This is a genomic window from Bacteroides sp. CAG:189 (genome assembly GCF_000432295.1).
GTDB classification, from domain to species: Bacteria; Bacteroidota; Bacteroidia; order Bacteroidales; family Bacteroidaceae; genus Bacteroides; species Bacteroides salyersiae.
The window spans coordinates 1-21,939 of the sequence record NZ_HF991113.1; the positions used below are offsets into that span (position 1 = coordinate 1).

Genomic DNA, 21,939 nt, shown 5'->3' on the forward strand with positions numbered 1-21,939 from the left:
ATGGAGGCCGGATACAGGAGGGGATAAAAGGAAGGAATGGGAAAAGAAAGGGAAGGCGTGCTTTTACCGGGAAAATACCATAAAGGAGAAGAAGAGCGGGAGTTTAAGTTGACGAATGAACAAATACGGGCAAAAAGGCTCCGGAAACAGGAAAGGCCGAATGATTCCGAAAAGAAACAAGGGACAAAAGACAAAAGGGCATATATCAATCATATAAGGGAGAATTTCAGCAAGAAAAGGGATACGGATAACCAAGGACAAGGAATGGATTTTAAGGCCATGTTAAAATCAATTCTCTACGCGCAAGAATACGTATTCCTGCAATCAGGAAATTAATTACTTAGAAGAGAGCAAAGAATATCAGGAAAAAGAAATTAACTATGTTAAAAAAAGAAAAGAATAGAAGAGGAAGTAAAAGATATGTTGAATGCATTGGAAACAGGTAAGAGAAATTTAATCTGTTCAAACAAACAAATTATCATCCAACCAACCACAGCCATTCTTCGACCATTTACTTTTGTTAAATCAGATTTATCCCGAAACAAAAGATTTTCGGCATTGTTGAATAACCAACTTAATATTTATAACCTAAACTTTAAAATTATGGCTAAAGAAAGTGTGAAAATCCTGCAAGGTAAGCTCGATGTAAAAAGTTTAATTGAACAGCTTAATGCTGCATTGTCTGAAGAATGGTTGGCATACTATCAATATTGGGTAGGCGCATTAGTCGTTGAAGGTGCTATGCGTACCGGCGTACAAGGTGAATTCGAAGAACATGCCGAAGAAGAACGCCAACACGCACAGTTAATCGCTGATCGTATTATAGAATTGGAAGGAACTCCGGTTCTCGACCCAAAACAATGGTTCGAATTGGCCAGATGCAAATATGACACCCCAACTCAATTTGATACGGTAAGTTTACTCAATCAGAATGTAGCATCCGAACGTTGTGCAATACTTCGTTACCAAGAAATAGCAAAATTCACAGAAGGAAAAGACTATACCACATGTGATATTGCCAAACATATCCTGGCCGAAGAAGAAGACCACGAACAAGATTTGCAGGATTACTTGAATGACATTGCCAAAATGAAAGAATCTTTTCTTAAGAAATAAGTAGTAGTTTCTTAAAGAGTGGGAAAGGGGGAGCAATCTGCGATAAGACGATTCCCTCTTTTTTTGCTCTATAATTCCTTAAGTTATCACATTTTTCACTCACCTCACTGTGACAAAACAAAAAACTATGCGACTTATGGGATAAATATCAACTCAATTATTTATCTTTGTTAGCTTTAATACGAGCTGGCATAAAAAAACTATAAGTACAATGAAAGATTTCTTTAAATTTACGCTTGCCACAGTTACAGGTATCATACTGTCAAGCATCGTTCTGTTCTTCATCGGCATCATAGTGATTTTCGGAATCGTTTCATCATCCGATACGGAAACAGTCGTCAAGAAAAACTCAGTGATGATGCTCGATCTTAACGGTACACTGGTAGAACGTACTCAAGAGAGCTTAGAGGGAATATTCTCGGCATTGACAGGAGATGACTCCAATGTTTACGGACTCGATGACATTCTATCTTCCATCAAAAAAGCCAAAGAAAACGAAAACATCAAAGGCATTTATATACAGGCTTCCAGTCTGAGTTCCTCTTATGCGTCCCTGCAAGCTATTCGTAATGCCTTGAATGATTTTAAAGAAAGTGGCAAATTCATTGTCGCATATAGTGACGGATATACACAAGGTCTTTATTATCTCTCAAGTGTAGCAGACAAAGTGCTGCTCAATCCGAAAGGAATGATTGAGTGGCGAGGCATCGCATCTGCACCGATTTTTTACAAAGATTTACTTCAGAAAGTCGGCATTGAAATGCAAATATTCAAAGTAGGTACCTACAAATCGGCAGTCGAACCTTTCATCGCTACGGAAATGAGCCCCGCTAACCGCGAACAAGTTACCGAATTCATCGGTTCTATTTGGGGACAAGTAGTGGACGGGGTTTCAGCTTCACGCCACATTTCACCGGATTCACTGAATGCTTATGCTGACCGGATGCTCATGTTCTATCCTGCGGAAGAGAGCGTAAGTTGCAGACTGGCAGACACCTTGATCTACAAAAACAATGTACGTGACTATCTAAAACAACTGGTTGACATCGATAAAGACGACCGTCTGCCTATTCTCGGTCTAAGCGATATGATCAATGTGAAAAAGAATGTGCCGAAAGACAAAAGCGGCAATATCGTAGCCATCTATTACGCATCAGGTGAAATAACAGATCAGGGAGGTTCGGCCACTTCTGAAGATGGAATTGTCGGTAATAAAGTTATCCGCGATTTACGTAAGTTGAAAGAAGATAAAGATGTCAAAGCAGTTGTATTGCGTGTAAATTCTCCGGGTGGAAGTGCTTTTGCTTCCGAACAGATCTGGCATGCCGTAAAAGAACTGAAAGCAGAAAAACCGGTTATCGTTTCAATGGGTGACTACGCAGCATCGGGCGGTTATTACATCTCATGCATAGCCGATACAATCGTAGCAGAACCGACTACTCTTACCGGTTCCATCGGCATTTTCGGCATGGTCCCCAATGTAAAAGAACTTACTGATAAAGTAGGATTGACTTATGATGTGGTAAAAACAAATAAATTTGCAGATTTCGGCAACATCATGCGCCCATTCAACAATGATGAAAAAGCATTAATGCAGATGATGATTACGCAAGGATACGATACATTTGTCACCCGTTGTGCCGAAGGGCGTCACATGACTAAAGAAGCAATCGAAAAAATAGCCGAAGGCCGTGTATGGACCGGTGAAACAGCCAAAGAATTAGGATTGGTAGATGAACTGGGCGGTATTGACAAAGCACTCGACATTGCAGTCAAGAAAGCTGATCTGGAAGGATATACAGTTGTGGCTTATCCAGCCAAAAAAGATCTTTTCTCTTCTTTGTTAGACACCCAACCAACAAGCTATGTAGAATCTCAACTCCTGAAAAGCAAATTAGGAGATTATTATAAAGACTTCAGTTTATTGAAGAATTTAAGCGAACGCTCCATGATACAGGCACGCGTTCCATTCGAACTGAATATTAAGTAAACTTTTCTGCATGGAAGAAAATTTTATCAAGATACATAAATGGCTATACCCTATTTCATTCCTTTATGGAATAGGGGTTACCCTAAGAAACAAACTCTTTGACTGGGGATATCTCCGGTCAAAGAGTTTTAACGTTCCTGTCATCTGTATCGGCAACATTGCCGTAGGAGGAACCGGTAAAACGCCACACACCGAGTATCTGATAAAATTACTTCGTCATAAATTTCAGGTTGCCGTATTGAGCCGGGGATACAAACGCCATACAAAAGGCTACATATTATCTACCGGCGAAAGTGATGCACGCAATATAGGCGATGAACCTTACCAAATAAAATCAAAATTCTCCGATATCCGGGTGGCCGTGGACGAAAATCGCTGTCATGGCATCGAACAACTTTGCAAATTGAATAATCCTCCGGTAGAAGTTGTTCTGCTTGATGACGCATTTCAACACCGCTATGTTAAAGCCGGTCTCAACATCCTCCTGACAGATTATCACCGTCTGTTCTGTGATGATGCATTATTGCCAGCAGGGTTGCTTCGTGAATCCGTACATGGGAAAAATCGTGCACAAATTGTCATTGTCACCAAATGCCCTCCGGACATAAAACCGATAGATTTCAATATTATTACAAAAAGGCTGAACCTATTTCCTTATCAGATGTTATTTTTTTCTGCTTTCCGCTATGGAAACCTACAGCCGGCATTTCCGGAAATAGCAGGAAAAACAGAAAGAAAACTATCCACTTTGCAAGCAGACGAACAGGTGCTACTGCTCACAGGAATTGCTTCTCCTGCCCCTATTATGCAAGAGTTGGAGAAATATACATCGCATATAGACTTGTTGGCATTCGACGATCATCATAATTTCAGTCAACGCGATATACAGTCCATCAGAGAGCGGTTCAAAAAACTAAAGGGAGAACAACGCTTGATCATCACCACCGAAAAGGATGCCACCCGTCTGGTACATCATCCGGTGATGGATAGAGAACTAAAAAAATATATTTACATTCTTCCCATTGAAGTAGAAATATTACAGAATCAACAAGATATTTTTAACCAACACATTATTGGCTATGTTAGAGAAAATACAAGAGACGGCAGCTTTTCTGAAAGGAAAGATGCACACAAGTCCTGAAACGGCGATCATTCTGGGTACCGGACTTGGCAGCCTGGCAAATGAAATTACCGAGAAGTATGAAATAAAGTACGAAGACATCCCCAACTTCCCTGTATCAACCGTTGAAGGACATAGCGGGAAGCTTATTTTCGGTAAATTGGGTAATAAAGACATTATGGCAATGCAGGGACGTTTTCACTATTACGAAGGTTATTCCATGCAAGAAGTAACCTTCCCGGTGCGCGTCATGCGCGAATTGGGCATTAAAACATTATTCGTATCCAATGCCAGTGGTGGCACCAATCCCGATTTCGAAATAGGCGACCTGATGATTATTACCGACCATATCAACTATTTCCCCGAACATCCGCTTCGTGGAAAGAACATCCCATACGGTCCACGTTTTCCGGACATGAGCGAGGCATACAACAAGGAGCTGATTCGTAAAGCGAAAGAGATAGCCAAAGAGAAAGGAATAAAAGTACAGCAAGGAGTTTATATAGGCACACAAGGACCAACATTCGAAACCCCTTCCGAATATAAGCTGTTCCACATTCTTGGGGCGGATGCCGTAGGCATGTCTACAGTACCCGAAGTAATTGTAGCCAATCATTGTGGAATTAAGGTATTCGGAATCTCGGTTGTAACCGATTTGGGAGTAGAAGGGAAAATTGTAGAAGTATCACATGAGGAAGTCCAAAAAGCGGCCGACGCTGCTCAACCCAAAATGACTACCATCATGCGTGAACTTATCAATCGTGCCTAATCCGTTCAAATCGGAAGGATCTTATCATTAATTAGATTTTATGAGAACAGAAATAGCAACCCTTGGCGAGTTCGGCCTCATCAAGCATCTCACTGAGGGAATCAAATTAGAAAATGAATCAAGCAAATATGGAATAGGCGACGATGCTGCCGTCCTCTCCTACCCTTCAGAAAAGCAAGTACTGGTGACAACCGACTTGCTTATGGAAGGTGTACACTTTGACTTGACTTACATGCCCTTAAAGCATTTGGGATATAAATCCGCCATTGTCAACTTCTCCGATATCTACGCGATGAACGGAACACCAAAGCAGATTACCGTCTCACTTGCCCTATCCAAACGCTTCAGCGTGGAAGACATGGATGAGTTTTATGCCGGGCTCCGCCTGGCATGCCAGCAATATCACGTTGACATTGTAGGTGGAGATACCACTTCTTCTCTAACGGGCTTTGCCATCAGCATCACCTGTATCGGAGAAGCGGATAAAGATAAAGTCGTCTACCGCAACGGTGCAAAGGAAACAGATCTAATCTGCGTCAGTGGTGATTTAGGTGCCGCCTACATGGGTCTGCAATTATTGGAACGCGAAAAAGCAGTATTCAAAGGCGAACAAGATGCGCAACCGGATTTCTCCGGCAAAGAATACCTGTTGGAGCGACAACTCAAACCCGAAGCTCGTAAAGACATTATTGAAAAGTTAGCTGCCGCCAATATTACCCCCACCTCCATGATGGACATCTCCGATGGATTATCTTCCGAGTTGTTACACATCTGTTCTCAAAGCAATGCCGGTTGTCGTGTTTACGAAGAACATATACCTATAGATTATCAGACAGCTGTTATGGCAGAGGAATTCAATATGAACCTCACAACCTGTGCAATGAACGGTGGTGAGGATTATGAGTTACTCTTTACCGTTCCTATTGCCGATCACGAAAAAATATCCGAAATGGAAGGAGTACGCCTAATTGGACATATCACCAAACCCGAATTAGGTTGTGCTCTAATAACACGAGACGGACAAGAATTCGAATTGAAAGCACAAGGTTGGAATCCTTTATTACAGAAATAGTATTTATTATTTCACCGATTCCAGAAATACGTATTTTAAATATTTTAAGATACGTATTTCTTATATACAAAAGGCTGTATTTAACATTCCACCAAAGACAACTAATAAATCCTCTCCTCCTTTCTATTTAATTAAAATAAAAATATTTTTCATCTTGTATATTGCTGATAATAAACCAGGTAATTAGATATCAATGATTTTTATTTCACTACTTCTTGCAGAATAAAAAAACTTTCACTACCTTTGCATTCGCAAAATAAAAGAAAGGTGCCATAGCTCAGTTGGTAGAGCAAAGGACTGAAAATCCTTGTGTCCCCGGTTCGATTCCTGGTGGCACCACTTTTAAAAGACTTCAAATTTGGTAAATCCTTGAAAATTAAACATTTCAGGGATTTTCTTTTTCCCCTAATCCGCATATTTTGAGCAGAATTACGCACTTCCGTAGTGCTAAATCGTGGACAATTTTAGTCTCGAAAAAAGTGTCCACGAATTGTACCGTAAGTCGTTGATTGTCTTATCGTTTAATTCTTGCTATTCTGCACGATTCAGTAACTTTAAACATTAATTTTTAGAGTATGAAACGACAGACTTTCAACGTGCTGTTCTTCATCCGCAAAACAAGAACAGTAAAATCAGGTGAAACACCTATCATGTTGCGGATAACAATTCAAGGTCAATTAGCTGAATTACAGCTAAAACGAACCATTAAGCCCGAACTTTGGTCGCAAGCCAAAGAACGATGTACAGGTAAAGATGCCAAATCTGTAGAAGTAAACCGCTATATTGAATCGGTAAGACTACGTTTGTATGATATTCATCGAATTTTAGAAGATGATAATAAGCTTATCAATCCGATGGAGATTAAAAGACGTTTCCTCGGACTGGATGAAAAGCACCTGATGTTCTTTGAAGTTTTTCAGGAACATAACGACAAATGCCGTGAACTGATTGGCAAGGATTATGCCAAAGTAACTATCTCCCGGTTTGATACTTGTTTACGGTATTTCAAAGAGATGGCTTTGAAAAAGTACCATCTAAAGGATATACCCATGAAAGAAATAAGCCATGCTATCATTCAGGATTATATTCACTTCTTGAAAGCTCAAAAAGACTTGCAAGAAAATACGGTAATCCGTTATATGAAGGTAGTGAAGAAAATCACCAACATGGCATTAGCGAATGATTGGATGGAAAAAGACCCGTTTATCAACATCCGTTTCCATGAGCAGGAAGTACACAAAGAATTTCTAACCAAAGAAGAATTAGAAACTATGAAAAACAAAGTTTTTGATGTTCCTCGTTTAGATTTAGTACGTGATATTTTTCTATTCCAATGCTTCACGGGTTTAGCTTTCATAGATGTATCTGAATTAAAAGCAGAACATCTTGTATCTGATAATCAGGGGAATTTATGGATTAGGAAAGCAAGACAGAAAACTAAAGTCATGTGTAACATTCCTCTTTTGGATATACCTTTAGCCATATTGGAAAAATACGAAGGGCATCCACTGGCGAAAAAGAAAGGAACATTGTTACCCGTTCCATGCAACCAAAAGCTAAACAGTTACTTGAAAGAAATTGCTGATTTATGCGGTATTAAAAAGAATCTAACCACACATACCGGACGACATACATTTTCGACCGTTGTCGCTTTAGCTAATAATGTATCATTGGAAAATGTAGCCAAAATGCTCGGTCATACCAATACAAAAATGACGCAGCGATACGCAAAAGTATTAGATCAAAGTATTCTCCGAGATATGCAGAATGTGCGGGAGAGCTTCTCTACTAAAAACACCTAAAGATAAAAAACGGCTACTCAATCCATTAGGACGGTAGCCGTTTCTCTAACTTCATCATTAAAAACTAAAGAGGATAATCTTCTATATTATAGGCAGAACGAAACCTATCTTCCAACACCTTTCTAATATCCGATTCACGGAACAGCACTTTGCCCGGAAGTTGAATAAAAGGGAAAATGCCATCATCCCGATAATACTGTAAAGTTCTACGGCTAATTTTGAGAATAGAACAAAGTTCTTCACTTGTCAGATACCGTTCACCATCAAACATGGGCTTATTATTCTTCAATGCATATTCTATATAAGGTAAAACCCTATCTAACGATTGCAATAATTCTTGGCTATCCTCATTCGTGTATAAATCCATAAGTAATTATTCTTTAGTGGTTACTTTTATTCTCCCTGAATCCAATAGTTTTTGTACTTCGGCAACCATATAATATACCTTCTTGCCAACAGTCGAAAAAGAAAGTTTGCCACTCTCACGTAAAGACTGTAATGTTCGTAAAGGAATATTTAAGGAAGCTGCTAATGTCCTACCCTCTATCCATTCTTTCTCAATACACATATCAAAGGAATGCAAAGAAGTATTATCTACCAATGATATAATCTGTTCCAACTTCTTTCTAAAAGAATCGAAGGAAACTCTTTCTATTGCTACTATATCCATATATAAATTACTTTTCAAAATTCATTTTCTCAATCCTTTTCTTTTAAAGTAAGTTTTCCAGAACTCAATATGAAGCATTGACAAAGGTAAGTTCCGTATTTAGCCTGTTCAAGTCCGAGCCCTACGGGTTTTTCTAAAAATCTTCCTCTCCATTACATTCCGAGCGTATTTTTAGGAAAAGACTTGCACAGACTAAATACTTCACTGGAAAAGTCAATGATTCAAATTAAATTCCGAAAAACAATGTTTTCGAGGCTGGCAGACTATTCTTTCCAGCTTTCAAAGTAGTGCTTTTGAAGTAGCTTATCAATATCGCTCTGGCGATAGATGATTTTACCTTTTATCTGGATAAAGGGGATTAGCCCTGTATCTCGCCACTCTTGCAGGGTTCGCAAACTGACATTCAGTTTCTTGGAAACCTCATTATTAGAAAGAAAGCGTTCCCCATTCAGGTGGGGCTTGTAATGCTTGACAATAGATTCAATACCGTTCAGCATCGAATCGAGCGAAGAAATAAATTCTTTGACTTGTGGGGTATCTTTATTTTGAGGGTGGCAGATTATTCTTTCCAGCTTTCGAAGTAATGCTTTTGCAGGAGTTTATCAATATCACTTTGACGATATATGATTTTCCCTTTTATCTGGATGAAGGGGATTAATCCAGTATCTCTCCACTCTTGCAGGGTTCGCAAACTGACATTCAGTTTCTTAGAAACTTCATGGTTGGAAAGAAAGCGTTCCCCGTTCAGGTGGGGTTTGTAGTGCTTGACAATAGCTTCAATGCCATTCAGCATCGAATCAAGCGAAGAAATAAATTCTTTGACTTGCGGGGTATCTTTATTTATTAGTTCCATGATTGAAAGATTGTTTTATTGAAATATTGATTTCAAGATTGCTAAATGGCTAATCAGTAAAATGACTAGCTGGTTGATTGATTAGTTACGCAGATAATCGCCTAACGATGAAAGGTTAAGCACATCTTTCACCGGATCATAATCTATGTAAATCCGTTTAGGAGCAGGAGCGATAAAATACAGGCTACCTTCTTTATGTATTTCATATGTGGCGGGTGAAGCCTGTTTGGTGGCTTCCGATACATATATAATAGAGAGAAGATAATCTTTGTCGTTCCGGTAGATGATAACCGTAGGATTCAGATTAATGCTTTCCCATGTGCCAACAATGGAGAACAGGTTGAAGGACGGATAATCTTCTTTAGTTCTTTTCATAAGGCATGATTTGTTTGGGTGATTGATTCTTTATTTCACAGTTTGAAATAATCTTTTCAATATCAGCAGATTTATAATAAATCTTGCTACCGATTTGAGAATAAGCCAATCTTCCGCTACTCCTATAATACTGCAAAGTTCGCTTACTAAAGCCTAACAACAGGCATACTTCCTGACTATCCAGCCAGTTTTCGACTTTCTGCGTATGAGTGCTGTACAAACTCTCTATCCGTTTAGCAAACTCCGTAAACCTCTCGCAGATATACAAGAATGTTCTTTTTTCAATGGTTACTACCTCCATACTTTTACTTTTAATGGTTCATAAAACATGTTGATTCTATTTTCACCAGCAAATGAAAGAAGAATCAAGAGACGTTTTCTAAACTGTCTAAGGATGGCATAGTAAGTTCAGCATTGGCTTGATAGCAAAAAACTTTCTACCACTGCAAATTTACCAAGCAGATTATTTGCATGTTTCCGACAAGTAACATATATTTGTTCCCAAATAGTAACAATGCGTAAAATGAAAGGAAAAAGCATAACAGGAGAAAGAGATCGGGAAGCTACCGAAAAGCGGTTGCTAGATACTATCGGTAAAATGATTGCCGAAGATGGCTTCGAGAAAATCGGCATTAACGCTATAGCTACCCAATCAGGTGTTTCAAAGATATTGATATACCGTTATTTTGGTTCGGTAGAGGGACTTATGGCTGCTTACATACGGCAACATGATTTTTGGATCAATTTCCCTCTTGAATATCCCAGCCGTGAAAAACTACCTGCATTCGTGAAAAGTATGTTTCAAGGACAGATTGAGCAATTAAGGAATAATCCTACTTTGAAAAGGCTTTATCGCTGGGAATTATCTTGTAATAATGATATGATTGTAAAGCTAAGAGAGCAACGGGAAAAAGTAGGAATAGACCTTGTAAAGAAAGTAAGCGAACTAACAGGACATCCCCAAAAGGAAATTGCAGCAATAGCCTCTATGCTGACAGCATCGATTACTTATCTGGTAATGCTGGAAGATTTTTGTCCGGTTTACAATGGCATTCCTCTGAATGAGAATTCAGGATGGGAACAGATAAACGAAGGAATTGAAGTATTAATAAATAAGGTATTTCAAGATGAAAACTGATTTCATACAAATAGCCAGTTATGCTTCCAAAGCTCCTTCGGGACATAACACACAGCCTTGGAAGTTTCATATTACGGACAGTACTATTACGGTTCTCCCCAACTTAGATGTAGCGTTACCTGTCGTTGATAGAAACAATCGTGAGTTATTTATTAGCTTAGGCTGTGCTGTTGAAAACTTATGCATCGCTGCCAGCTATTTTGGTTACACTACCCATATAATAGAACGCAGTATAGAAGCGATTATTCTTGAATTAACGAAAAATGATCTCACAATTGAAGATTCCCTATTCCATCAAATTGAGAAACGACAGACAAACCGCAATATCTATAATGGCAATAAAATATCAGATGGAATTCTGCAACAACTTCAATCCATTCCAAAAGAAAATGGTATTCAATTCTACTTTACTGAAATAAATACGCCATTTGCAAATACAATAACCCAATACATAATGAAAGGGAATGAAATTCAAATGGCTGATATTGCTTTCAAGAATGAATTACTTTCGTGGATGAGGTTTAATAAAAAACAAGTTGAGGCTACACATAACGGGCTAAGTTATTTGGTTTTCGGAAATCCACCACTTCCTAGAATATTAGCACGTCCCATAGTTAGCTTATTCTTAAAACCTAATGCACAAAACAAATCGGATAGAAAGAAAATAGATTCTTCCTCGCATTTTGTTGTATGCACTACACAACGAGATACAATCGAAGAATGGATTAACTTGGGGCGAACACTCCAACGCTTTCTGTTAAAAGTAACTGAGATCGGGATTTCTTATGCTTTTTTGAATCAGCCGTGCGAAGTTGCGGCATTAGCTTTTGACTTACGAGAGAAATTACCTGTCAATAAGGAACACCCAACATTAATAATGAGAATTGGTTATGCAAAGCAAATCCCTTATTCTCCCCGTAAAAAGATTGAAACATTACTAGTCTAATATTTTTTGCTTATTATGTTCCCGATTAGTAACAATAGTAAAATAACAATTTAATAAAACTAACATGAAGAAAATGGGATTGACATTAATTTATTTATGGCTTGTCAGCCTTTGTTCCTGCCAACAGGAATTGATTGAGTATGAGAAAGGAGATGTAAAAGTCCACATCGAACAGGGTGAACAATGGTTGCATGATTTTCCTTTGTTCTTAGGTATTAACAAGAAGAACCCACCTCAAATTGCTATCTGGCTGGAAGATACACAAGGGAATTATCTTTCAACAGTTTATGTAACTCATAAGATTGCGACCCAATCATGGCAAGCATCGGGAGGAAACCGACGGAAAGAAGCTCTGCCTCATTGGTGTTATTCACGTGGGATAAAATACGATGATGGACTTTATTTGCCCACAAAGAAAGAACCATTAACAGATGGCATATCAGGGGCAACCCCACATGGAAGTTTTGATATCAAATTAAGTCCGACAACAGCACTAAAGAAATTTGTGGTAAAAATAGAAATCAATCACTCTACCGATTTCAATGAAGCCTTTCCCAAATTAGCCAAAGAAGGAGAAACCAACTATTCTGGTGGTAAAGAAGGAAGTGGACAACCAGCGATTGTATATACTGCCAATGTCGATTTATTATCAGGAGAAAAATCATTTGAAGCAAATTTGATCGGGCATAGTAGTCCAGATGGAAGTTCGGGAGAGATTAATGAAGATACATCCGGGCTTACAACAGCTTTACACATTGTAAAACGCATAACTGTAACGATCCAATGAAAAAGATTATTCTACTAATTATAGCAAGCTGTACTGTTGCGATAGCGACAGCCCAAAAGAAAGAACACTTCACTTTTGCAACAAGTGTAGGAACAGGTATTGACATGAGCGAGCCAGCAGCTACTCCTTTTTCATTACAGGTTCTGGGTTATTATGCCATCAACAAACGGTTCTCTGTCGGTGTCGGGACAGGATTATCTATTTATGAGAAAGTCCTGATCCCGTTATTTGCCGATGCAAAATTTTTAATCATAAAACCTAGAAAGTTCACTCCTTATATAGAATGTGGCGTTGGATATAGTTTTGCACCGAATAAAAATGCTAATGGAGGTTTTTATCTGAATCCGTCTGCTGGGGTAGAATATTCTATTTGTAAAAGTAAGAAGTTATTCTTGGCTTTAGGATATGAATCCCAGAAACTTGAACGACTGAAAACGCAAAAGCAATCATTGTTTACAGCCGAGTTTGCAGAGAAGCTAAGCCATAATGCTATTTCAATAAAGATTGGATTCATGTTTTAAAGATATACAGAAATCATTCAGCAACATGTAACAGACTTTAGTCTGATTATTAATACTCATTAATTATTAAACACTTCATGCTTATGAATGATTTATCAAAAACGAGGATTATCATCTTATTGACTGATTCCTCACAAAAAGTAACTGACACAGAAATGCAAGACGCTTATGACGAATTTATCAGGTGCATAGCAACAATTGGCAATTCAAAAGATAACTCCAACATCTTTCGGATGCTGAATCTCACTCGTATTGAGATAGCACCCTTAAAAGAGCTATATCAGTGCGAGCAGGGGGAAAAATGCGCTTAAAAATTCTTATCTGCATAAAGTGCTAGCTATTATCAATGTAGAATTGGAACTATTAAGTCTAAAAATTAAGCATCCTGAATCATTTGTTTCACCTATCTCACCAACATCCGAATCTGATCTATACGTAATCCCTAAGTCAAAGGACTTGGGGATTATTGGTATTGCTGAAATAGTAATAGGGTTATCTTTTTTAGGCGAAGTAGTCGGAAAAGACGGAAAGCCCGTCCCATTAGTTCGTTTAGCTCACGGTTTTGAAGTCCTTTTCAATTTAAGATTTGGAAGTATATACGATAAACTGGATGCTATTTTTATGCGTAAACCATTCAATCTGACCAAAACATTAGATGCTTTAAAGAATGCAATTAACAAAGAAGCCCGTAAACGATCTAATAAACATTAAGCAAAATGGTTTTATAATTCTCTCATTTACAACTATTTGAATTTTATTTTCAGGGGAGTAGGTAACTACTCCTCTTTTTCTGATTCTCCATTCTGCCGATTTTTGCATCATCAATCGATTGACATTCATAACGTATCACCAAAAAATGAAGCAAAATGTATATAGACAACGAAAACTTTGAGAAATGGATGGAGAAGCTATCCAAGAAACTCACTGAAATAGGGAAAGACTTAAAATCCCTAATCAATACCGATAAAGTATTAGATGATAATGAAAAGATACTCGATAATCAGGATTTAGCCTTTCTCCTGAAAGTATCTTTCCGAACTCTTCAACGCTATAGGGTAAGCGGGCTACTACCTTTCTTTACCATTGGAAAGAAAACTTATTATCGTGCTAGTGATATCCGGTCTTTCGTTCGTGAACGTGCCGATTCCCAAACCTACAAACAGTTTGAAAAAGCTAATCAATTAGAAAATCAGCCGTGAAAGCAAAAGGTAGCAAATTTAGGAATGAAGCATTACTGCTCCTTCCTTGTACTATCACCCCAATTTAGCAGAAACAGCTACGCCTTTCGGCTTTGCTCGTTTCGCAAAATTGAGCAAGAGGGAACTGGACTTTGTCCTGTTCTCCCTCTTGCCCTGCGGTGCAAAGCCTTATGCTTTAGCGTGTTACAAGAACACGCTGTAATGACACCTGTAATAAGCATTTTCTTTTAAATGCTTATTATCAGAAATTTACCTATTCACATTTCTATAAAAAAGTAATTACTATGGCAAACAGCAATCGGAAAACGATATTCACCACCATTTCCATAGACAAGGAAACGGCAGCTTTGGTAGAGAAAATGCTATCCAAGAAACTCACCGAAATCGGGCAAGACTTGAAATCTCTTATCAATACCGATACTGTATTCGATGAAAACGAAAGGCTGTTGGATAATCAAGACTTAGCCTTTCTGTTGAAAGCATCTTTCAGAACCCTACAACGCTATCGGGCAAAAGGTGTACTTCCTTACTTTACCATTGGACGGAAAACATATTATAGAGCTAGCGATATTCGGGCTTTTGTCCGTGAATATGCCGATTCTCAAACCTACAAACAGTTTGAAAAAGCCAATCAGTTAGCAAACCAGCCCTGATAGCAATAAGTAGCAGAGGAAAGAAGCCTATGTTCAGGCTATTCCTCTGTGCCACCACCCCGATTTAGCACAAACTGCCTCACCTATCGGTTCAGCCCGTTTCGCTAAATCGAGCAAGAGGGAACTGGACTTTGTCCTGTTCTCCCTCTTGCCCTGCGGTGCAAAGCCTTATGCTTTAGCGTGTTACAAGAACACGCTGTAATGACACCTGTAATAAGCATTTTCTTTGAAATGCTTATTGTCAGGTATTTATCTATTCATATTTCTATAAAAAAGTAATTACCATGCCCAATAACAGTCGAAAAACGATATTCACTACCATTTCCATAGACAAGGAAACGGCAGCTTTGGTAGAAAAGATATGCAAACGCTATTCACTGAAAAAGAGCGAAGTTGTGAAACTGGTTTTTGGTTATATTGACAAAGCCCATATTAACCCATCGGAAGCACCGGAATCCGTAAAATCAGAACTGGCGAAAATAAATAAGAGACAGGATGATATTATACGGTTCATCCGTCACTATGAAGAAGAACAACTGAATCCCATGATACGGACTACAAATTCTATCGCTTTACGTTTTGATGCTATCGGAAAAACTTTAGAGACTCTTATTCTCTCTCAACTGGAAGCCAGTCAGGAGAAACACACAGCAGTACTCAAAAAGTTAAGTGAACAGTTCTGTAATCATGCCGACGTGATAAACAACCAATCCAAACAGATTAATGCACTCTACCAGATACACCAACGAGATTATAAGAAGCTACTTCAACTAATACAACTCTATTCGGAACTGTCCGCTTGTGGTGTGATGGATAGCAGAAGAAAAGATAACCTGAAAGCTGAAATCAACAATCTGACAAACACGTAAGATTATGCACATAAATTTTACTCCACCATCAAACGGAACATATAATAATACTGGCAGTAGCCGTCAGCTAGCCAATTATTTGGAACATGAAGATTTAGAGCGAATAGAAAAAGGTATTTATACCGAAGTTTTTTTCAATCTGACGAATGATAACATCTATAAATCGAAGGTCATAAAAGATATAGATACCAATATCGGGCAACTCCTAAAAACAGATGCTAAGTTCTACGCTATCCATGTCAGCCCATCGGAAAAGGAACTTAGAGCAATGGGTAATACAGAACAGGAGCAAGCCGAAGCTATGAAACGGTATATTCGGGAAGTATTTATCCCTGAATATGCCAAAAACTTCAATAAAGAACTATTCGCTTCGGATATAAAGTTCTATGGTAAGATTCATTTTGACCGTAATCGTTCGGACAATGAACTGAATATGCACTGTCATTTGATTGTGAGCCGGAAAGACCAATCAAACAAAGTCAAGATAAGCCCACTCACAAATCATCGAAACACCAAAAAAGGCGTAATCAAAGGCGGGTTTGATCGAACTACTCTATTTGAGAATATGGAGAAAGAATTCGATAAACTATTCGGCTACAATCGGCAATTATACGAAACATTCGAGTACTGCAACACCATCAAAAATGGTAGCATGACAGACAAAATATGGATACATGAACAGGAGTTGAAAGCTCCTATAACTATTGCTGGTGAAAAGAAAAAAGAGACGGAAAATGTACAAGTAGGCAAACATGCAAATATGATTGAAAACAAGTTTGCAAATAAACAAGATTTCAATTCGGCTGATTTAGGGTTGTCCTCTGTTTTTAGCTTACTTACACCTGACACGAATAGCAAAGAAGAAGAACAAATTCCTATGAAAAAGAAAAAGAAGAAGCCAACATGGAGGTTAAGATAATAAATTTAAAATTCAACTATTATGACAGAACCAACTTACATCAAACTTTAAATATTCCCTGATCATGGCTTCCCAGACCTTTAGAGAGAGCGACTCCACACGGAAATAGCCGATTACTTCCGACGGTTAAACGACAAGTAGAAAGCCTCTTATTTAATTCCTCGACCGTTTAACCATGTAGAGCTATAAATGAACTAAAGATTAGGCATTTCCATTGGCAAATTTGCTGCTAACAGCAAATTATTTAGTATTTTTGCAAAAATATACTTTTGTAAAGCATGGAGATAAATTTTTTCCCTATTAATATTGATTTTGAAGAGTTTCAAATATCAAGAACAAAATACTCTGATGTAACGCTTAAAGAGTTAAGAAACAAATATAATAAATCACATTCTTTTTTTAGGGATGGTGATTATATATACATATCAAATAATTCTAATGACAATATAGAACTTGGCGAAACTGTTACATTGAAAATTAATTCTTCGGAAAAAGTAACAAGTAGCCTTATTAAACATATATTTTTCAGAGGATTTAAAGATAGATTTCCTGATATAAAACCAACAAGTTTTTATCCATTCAATTTTTTTTCACGGGTCAGTACTGATGATTTAGTATTTCCGTATTTGCCCGCTACAATGAAGAGTGTTTTATCATATAGAAAACAGATAGATATCCAACTACGGGTGTTTCACATAAATCAACGGCATCAATATGGTTTCATCATAAATACTTCTTATCATTGGGGATTATCAAAAAAATGTAATGATTTACATAAGGAAAAATTTGATTTGCTTGGGCTTGAAGTATTGAAAATAGAGGAAATGCCTGAATCAAAAGATGTTTTAGCTGCAAACGAAGAATTTATAGGTGAAATAAAAGAATTGCAAAATGATAATGCCATTGTTTCAACCAATGAGGGAGATATTTTAGTTCCTTTAAATGAATTGACTTTAAGAAAAACAACCTATAATATCAAAAGTTATCTTACGCATTTATTAGGAGAATCTCAAAGTGAAGCCATAATTAGCAAAGTAAAATTTGATGAACAAAATAGACTTAATAATAAGAATGAAAGAACAGAAATCAATAGAATAGCGCAATTGATTTCTTTGTATCAGGATAAAACCACAGTAACTTATAAAAATTCAGACGGATTTTATTACACTGTCGATTCAGTTCCGTTCAATTCAGAAAGTAGCTTTACATTAAAGAATCCACCTTTCATTTTCGACCATGCAGCCACAAAAGTGGAGAATAGAAATGCAGATGCAGGATTAAATAATTTTGGACCTTGGGATGCAATCACATTTGACTGTAAAAGCCCTCACATTGTTGGTATATGTGCAAAAAGGAACAGAGGAGGATTTACCGAATTCCTAGCAAAACTAATAAATGGAGACCCCAGTTCTCAATGGTTTAAAAAGGGGATACAGAAAAAATATGATTTGAATAATGTAACTTATGAAGTGTTTGATATTCCAAATTGCGATTTTGCAGGCTATGATAAAGTTATTTCTCAATTAAATACAAAGCCTGATTTGATAATTATGGAAATTCCCGAATCATTCAAAAGAATGAAAATTGAGGAAAATCCATATTACAGGCTTAAAGCAAAATTGCTCACACTGGAAATACCATTTCAATTTATTGTGGAAAGCAAGGTGCGTCATTCTAATGATGCTCTACTAAACACAATAGGATTACAAATATATGCTAAACTTGGCGGTACGCCTTGGGTTTTACCTTCTACCCGCTCTATTGATAGAGAATTAATCATCGGAGTAGGAAATAGTATTATTCGTAATAACAGTTTTAAAGGGTCTGAAAAAAACAGAGTTGTAGGGATAACAACATTCTTTTCAAGTGACGGGCAATATTTGTTATCAAATAAAGCTAAAGATGTTCCATATTCTGAATATTTCAATGAGTTATTGAGAACTCTAAAAGATGCATTTACGCATCTTAAAGAACTGCAAGGTTGGAAAGACAATGATACTATAAGACTGATATTTCATATTTTCAAACCAATAAAAAATATAGAATTTGAAGTGGTTTGTAAACTCATGGAATCTTTTCCAGAATTTAAAATCCAATTTGCTTTTGTTACTATAAGCAAGAAGCATCCATATAAATTGTATGAAGCCTCTCAACCCGGAGTTATAAAAGGAAATAAGAAAATAGGTGAATTCACGCCATTAAGAGGAGCAAATATTATTCTTGATTCAACCTCTTGTTTGGTACAAATGTTAGGTGCAAACGAAATAAAAACAGACCGACATGGAGCAAGCAGCCCTATATTAATCAAAATTAGAACACCGCAAGGTAATTTTGACAGTTCAACACTGAATGATATGCTTTTTACCGACATTCAGTATATATCTCAACAGATTTTCTCATTCACATATTTGTCATGGAGAAGTTTTCTTCCTAAAGAACTTCCTGCAACAATGTTATATTCTGATTTGATTGCTAATTTACTTGGACGGTTACGTAAAATAAACGGTTGGCAGCCTGATATTCTAAATTTCAAACTAAAGCAAAAGAAATGGTTTCTATAGAAGAAAGGATTTCATATCTAAACAAGATACAGCAAATCCCAAAAATAAAATTGTTTTCTGATTTGCTCAATGGCAAGCATTGCGTAATTAATATAGTAAACGTAGATGTTGCCTATGCTGGTTTTATAGATTCTATTTCAAACAATAATGAACAGAAATTCAAAGAATTTTATAATGACTTTTCGAGAAAAAAGCCATCGGTTGAAAGTTTATGGATAAACGATGATTTTTTGATATTCGTATTAATTCTAGGTATTATCCGTTACAAAATAGATAGGACTTGGATAAAAGAAGCAATAAGCGCAAGAACTACCAAAAAATCAGAACATCTAAGCATTAATAAAACGTTCTCTAATATCTTAGATAACAATTTCCAAAGTAATGACAATCTGTACGAAATTGTAATAGTACTTCAAGACTTTTTAAATCTCGCTATTTCTACAGAACACTTAGATAGTTTATATAATAGAATATCAAACAATATAGATTTATATTCCTCTCAAAATGATTTTTTGGTGTGTCTGTCAATGAAAGCAATGGATATTATTATCATATCTAAAGATCTTCCAGACAACAAAGAAATTGCCAATATGAGGGATTTTGTTGCATTGTTTCAAAATAGGGTAACAACAATAAGCAAGGTTATTTATATTCTAATTCTTTCTGGTATTATCATATTAATGTTTGTCTTTTGGGAAAAATATGCAGGTATTCTTAATGCTATGTCCTTAGTTTTGGGGCTATTGGGTGTAGGGCTTGTAACATTTATCAAATGGATTCAAGAGAAAATAAATGAACTCCTCTTATCCGCTTTTGGGTATTCTAAAATATTTAAAACAAAGAAAAAAAAGTAAAATAGTACATGTATGGATTTATACACTAAGAACGGGAGACCACTACAAGTATCAGGTAATATAGTTTATAGTAAATCTGGTAAAGTAGTAGGTCGCATTCAAGGAGAAAAAGTTTTTGGAACAAATGGAAGATATGTTGGGACAATCGTAAATGACCGCTTAGTTTACCGTTCAACCCAAAGTGCAACAATTAGTTCCTCATTTACTTCTGCAAATAGAGCAGGAACAGCAAGAGCAAACAGAGTCGGTACTGCTATTTGGGGAGAAGAGCCTGATATTCCAGATTAAATTTATTTCAACTCTTTGGCATAAAAAACAGTTATCCGATTTTTCTCAAGTTTTTCAAACAAGTAATTGAGGGTATCAATATTTTTTGCGGATTTGTAAAAGCAATCATGCTAAACGATGGCAAAACGATGAAAAATAATCGTGTGTTAAATAGTGAGGCTTATTCGGCTGCAAAAAGGATAAATAACTTATTGTAATAGATATATATAGAATTCTCTTTTGGGTAACAATCAAAGTGAAATTCTGAATTTTGTAAATCAGAAAAAAATCTTATCTTTGCCCCCAGTATTCTCCATGAGCAAACTACCGCAAAAGCACGTAGCAAATCAGTGGGATAATTCATGGGATATGCTTGAAGCCAAAAGTATAAAGTTTTAAATATCAACTCGGTAACTCTGCAAGGAGAATCCCAGGCGATATTGAAACAAAGAGATATTTGAAAATAGAATCGTTCTAATAGCAAGCAAAACGATAAAAAATAATCGTGTGCTAAATCATGTGGATTTCCAAATGAAAGAAACTATAAAACGGTGATAATCAATAGAGAGAAGATAATAGTTCTCTTGCTGGTGGCACCACCTTAGAAATCAGAGAGTTACCTACTAAAGTAACTCTCTTTTTTATTTGTAACAGGCTATGGTTTACATAGAGTTTACGCAGGTTGTGTAAACCAGGAAGTAAACCATGAATGTGACCGTAAACGTGATTTGTTACAAATCTAAAGTACTCAAGAACAGTGAATCACCACTAATGATTAGGGTGTGCAAAGACAGGAAACGTAAGTACATCAGCATTGGATTATCTATCAACCCCGCCCACTGGGATTTCGCCAAGAATGCTCCTAAACCTAAATGCCCTAACAGGGAAGCTCTGACTACTCTAATCGCCCAGAAACTACAAGCATACTCTGAACAGATTATGGAGTTTAAGGCAATGGACAGGGACTTTACAGCAACGAGCTTAGTCGAGAAAGTCTGTAAACCCAGTAACTTAAAGACTGTAGGAGACGTGTTTACAGAGCAGATGCAGGCTCTTAGGGACGCGCAACGGTTGAGCTATATGTTCTCCATCCGGCAAACTTATAACTCACTCTTGGAGTTTAACAGACATCTAAATCTCTACTTCGTGGATATAGACGTACCGTGGTTGAAGAAATATGAGACTTGGCTACGTAAGCATGGATTGTCTGCAAATACCATCAAGGGTAGGTTCGTAGATATTCGCACCATATAGATACAATCAACGAGTGGATAAGCTTGGAACGAGCTCTACAACGTTTTCTACTAAAAGCAACTGAGATTGGAGTTTCTTATGCTTTCTTGAATCAGCCGTGCGAAGTCTCATCATTAACTTCTGAAATTGACAGGAGTATGCTTTACGTGGCAGTAATCAGGGCGATGCACAAACTGTCACTAACTTATTGCGGCATACCAAGCC

At 37.2% G+C, this 21,939-nt stretch carries 27 protein-coding genes and 1 tRNA gene; 22 read left to right on the forward strand and 6 right to left on the reverse strand.

What is annotated here, in order from left to right; genetic code table 11:
• Nucleotides 1-36 precede the first annotated feature (36 nt).
• The 8 genes from QVP90_RS15700 (at nucleotide 37) to QVP90_RS15735 (ending at nucleotide 7,869) form a co-directional block, all read left to right on the forward strand.
• Nucleotides 37-336, forward strand: coding sequence for a hypothetical protein (locus QVP90_RS15700; protein ID WP_021936957.1), 300 nt, complete (start codon nucleotides 37-39; stop codon nucleotides 334-336).
• Between the two features lie 267 nt (nucleotides 337-603).
• Complete coding sequence (locus tag QVP90_RS15705) at nucleotides 604-1,116, forward strand: ferritin-like domain-containing protein (protein ID WP_044094167.1); 513 nt, start codon at nucleotides 604-606, stop codon at nucleotides 1,114-1,116.
• Between the two features lie 211 nt (nucleotides 1,117-1,327).
• The gene (gene sppA, locus QVP90_RS15710; RefSeq protein WP_021936958.1) at nucleotides 1,328-3,106 is read left to right on the forward strand and encodes a signal peptide peptidase SppA; all 1,779 of its coding nucleotides are present in this window, start codon (nucleotides 1,328-1,330) and stop codon (nucleotides 3,104-3,106) included.
• Nucleotides 3,107-3,116: 10 nt separating this feature from the next.
• Nucleotides 3,117-4,247: a tetraacyldisaccharide 4'-kinase gene (gene lpxK / locus QVP90_RS15715; protein ID WP_021936959.1), complete on the forward strand. Its 1,131-nt coding sequence runs from the start codon at nucleotides 3,117-3,119 to the stop codon at nucleotides 4,245-4,247.
• On the forward strand, nucleotides 4,186-4,995 hold the full coding sequence (locus QVP90_RS15720; protein WP_005933910.1) for a purine-nucleoside phosphorylase: 810 nt from the start codon (nucleotides 4,186-4,188) through the stop codon (nucleotides 4,993-4,995). Before lpxK ends, QVP90_RS15720 begins: the two co-directional genes overlap by 62 nt.
• Before the next feature lie 40 nt (nucleotides 4,996-5,035).
• The gene (gene thiL, locus QVP90_RS15725; RefSeq protein ID WP_005933911.1) at nucleotides 5,036-6,067 is read left to right on the forward strand and encodes a thiamine-phosphate kinase; all 1,032 of its coding nucleotides are present in this window, start codon (nucleotides 5,036-5,038) and stop codon (nucleotides 6,065-6,067) included.
• Nucleotides 6,068-6,333: 266 nt separating this feature from the next.
• Nucleotides 6,334-6,406, forward strand: a tRNA-Phe gene (locus QVP90_RS15730).
• 236 nt (nucleotides 6,407-6,642) lie between these two features.
• On the forward strand, nucleotides 6,643-7,869 hold the full coding sequence (locus QVP90_RS15735) for a site-specific integrase (RefSeq protein ID WP_021936960.1): 1,227 nt from the start codon (nucleotides 6,643-6,645) through the stop codon (nucleotides 7,867-7,869).
• A 64-nt stretch (nucleotides 7,870-7,933) separates the two neighbouring features.
• Here QVP90_RS15735 and QVP90_RS15740 read toward each other — a convergent pair whose 3' ends face one another.
• From QVP90_RS15740 to QVP90_RS15765, 6 genes are all read right to left on the reverse strand, one after another.
• Nucleotides 7,934-8,236 (reverse strand): helix-turn-helix domain-containing protein, encoded by a 303-nt coding sequence (locus QVP90_RS15740; RefSeq protein WP_021936961.1) that lies wholly within the window; start codon nucleotides 8,234-8,236, stop codon nucleotides 7,934-7,936.
• A 6-nt stretch (nucleotides 8,237-8,242) separates the two neighbouring features.
• Nucleotides 8,243-8,539 (reverse strand): DNA-binding protein, encoded by a 297-nt coding sequence (locus QVP90_RS15745; RefSeq protein ID WP_021936962.1) that lies wholly within the window; start codon nucleotides 8,537-8,539, stop codon nucleotides 8,243-8,245.
• Nucleotides 8,540-8,802: 263 nt separating this feature from the next.
• Nucleotides 8,803-9,036, reverse strand: coding sequence for a helix-turn-helix domain-containing protein (locus QVP90_RS15750; protein WP_021936963.1), 234 nt, complete (start codon nucleotides 9,034-9,036; stop codon nucleotides 8,803-8,805).
• Between the two features lie 62 nt (nucleotides 9,037-9,098).
• On the reverse strand, nucleotides 9,099-9,392 hold the full coding sequence (locus QVP90_RS15755; protein ID WP_014298750.1) for a helix-turn-helix domain-containing protein: 294 nt from the start codon (nucleotides 9,390-9,392) through the stop codon (nucleotides 9,099-9,101).
• 81 nt (nucleotides 9,393-9,473) lie between these two features.
• Nucleotides 9,474-9,767 (reverse strand): DUF3876 domain-containing protein, encoded by a 294-nt coding sequence (locus QVP90_RS15760; RefSeq protein ID WP_008149765.1) that lies wholly within the window; start codon nucleotides 9,765-9,767, stop codon nucleotides 9,474-9,476.
• Entirely contained in the window at nucleotides 9,754-10,068 is a 315-nt protein-coding gene (locus tag QVP90_RS15765; protein WP_021936964.1) for a helix-turn-helix domain-containing protein, read from the reverse strand. Before QVP90_RS15765 ends, QVP90_RS15760 begins: the two co-directional genes overlap by 14 nt.
• Nucleotides 10,069-10,290: 222 nt before the next feature.
• On the opposite strand from QVP90_RS15765, the gene QVP90_RS15770 reads away from it, so the two are divergent.
• The 14 genes from QVP90_RS15770 (at nucleotide 10,291) to QVP90_RS15835 (ending at nucleotide 21,735) form a co-directional block, all read left to right on the forward strand.
• Nucleotides 10,291-10,905, forward strand: coding sequence for a TetR/AcrR family transcriptional regulator (locus tag QVP90_RS15770; protein WP_008657154.1), 615 nt, complete (start codon nucleotides 10,291-10,293; stop codon nucleotides 10,903-10,905).
• Nucleotides 10,895-11,851 carry an Acg family FMN-binding oxidoreductase gene (locus QVP90_RS15775; RefSeq protein WP_021936965.1) on the forward strand — a complete coding sequence of 319 codons (957 nt, stop codon included), beginning with the start codon at nucleotides 10,895-10,897 and terminating at the stop codon, nucleotides 11,849-11,851. The genes QVP90_RS15770 and QVP90_RS15775 overlap by 11 nt, the downstream gene beginning before the upstream one ends.
• Before the next feature lie 64 nt (nucleotides 11,852-11,915).
• A complete protein-coding gene (locus QVP90_RS15780; RefSeq protein WP_129732287.1) occupies nucleotides 11,916-12,638 on the forward strand; it encodes a hypothetical protein in 723 nt (240 codons plus the stop codon).
• Nucleotides 12,635-13,159: a hypothetical protein gene (locus QVP90_RS15785; protein ID WP_021936967.1), complete on the forward strand. Its 525-nt coding sequence runs from the start codon at nucleotides 12,635-12,637 to the stop codon at nucleotides 13,157-13,159. Before QVP90_RS15780 ends, QVP90_RS15785 begins: the two co-directional genes overlap by 4 nt.
• 83 nt (nucleotides 13,160-13,242) lie before the next feature.
• Nucleotides 13,243-13,470: a hypothetical protein gene (locus QVP90_RS15790; protein ID WP_005814760.1), complete on the forward strand. Its 228-nt coding sequence runs from the start codon at nucleotides 13,243-13,245 to the stop codon at nucleotides 13,468-13,470.
• A gap of 19 nt (nucleotides 13,471-13,489) precedes the next feature.
• Entirely contained in the window at nucleotides 13,490-13,870 is a 381-nt protein-coding gene (locus QVP90_RS15795; protein ID WP_021936968.1) for a hypothetical protein, read from the forward strand.
• A gap of 155 nt (nucleotides 13,871-14,025) precedes the next feature.
• Nucleotides 14,026-14,358: a helix-turn-helix domain-containing protein gene (locus QVP90_RS15800; protein WP_008149749.1), complete on the forward strand. Its 333-nt coding sequence runs from the start codon at nucleotides 14,026-14,028 to the stop codon at nucleotides 14,356-14,358.
• A 359-nt stretch (nucleotides 14,359-14,717) separates the two neighbouring features.
• A complete protein-coding gene (locus tag QVP90_RS15805; RefSeq protein WP_288204830.1) occupies nucleotides 14,718-15,011 on the forward strand; it encodes a helix-turn-helix domain-containing protein in 294 nt (97 codons plus the stop codon).
• Nucleotides 15,012-15,295: 284 nt separating this feature from the next.
• Nucleotides 15,296-15,880 carry a BfmA/BtgA family mobilization protein gene (locus QVP90_RS15810; protein ID WP_021936970.1) on the forward strand — a complete coding sequence of 195 codons (585 nt, stop codon included), beginning with the start codon at nucleotides 15,296-15,298 and terminating at the stop codon, nucleotides 15,878-15,880.
• Between the two features lie 4 nt (nucleotides 15,881-15,884).
• Complete coding sequence (locus QVP90_RS15815; RefSeq protein WP_021936971.1) at nucleotides 15,885-16,799, forward strand: DUF5712 family protein; 915 nt, start codon at nucleotides 15,885-15,887, stop codon at nucleotides 16,797-16,799.
• Nucleotides 16,800-17,077: 278 nt separating this feature from the next.
• Nucleotides 17,078-19,360 carry a Piwi domain-containing protein gene (locus QVP90_RS15820; protein WP_021936972.1) on the forward strand — a complete coding sequence of 761 codons (2,283 nt, stop codon included), beginning with the start codon at nucleotides 17,078-17,080 and terminating at the stop codon, nucleotides 19,358-19,360.
• On the forward strand, nucleotides 19,348-20,214 hold the full coding sequence (locus tag QVP90_RS15825) for a hypothetical protein (RefSeq protein ID WP_021936973.1): 867 nt from the start codon (nucleotides 19,348-19,350) through the stop codon (nucleotides 20,212-20,214). The genes QVP90_RS15820 and QVP90_RS15825 overlap by 13 nt, the downstream gene beginning before the upstream one ends.
• Nucleotides 20,215-20,226: 12 nt before the next feature.
• The gene (locus QVP90_RS15830) at nucleotides 20,227-20,502 is read left to right on the forward strand and encodes a 4-fold beta flower protein (protein ID WP_021936974.1); all 276 of its coding nucleotides are present in this window, start codon (nucleotides 20,227-20,229) and stop codon (nucleotides 20,500-20,502) included.
• 684 nt (nucleotides 20,503-21,186) lie between these two features.
• On the forward strand, nucleotides 21,187-21,735 hold the full coding sequence (locus QVP90_RS15835; RefSeq protein ID WP_021936975.1) for a phage integrase SAM-like domain and Arm DNA-binding domain-containing protein: 549 nt from the start codon (nucleotides 21,187-21,189) through the stop codon (nucleotides 21,733-21,735).
• The last annotated feature ends 204 nt before the right edge of the window (nucleotides 21,736-21,939 follow it).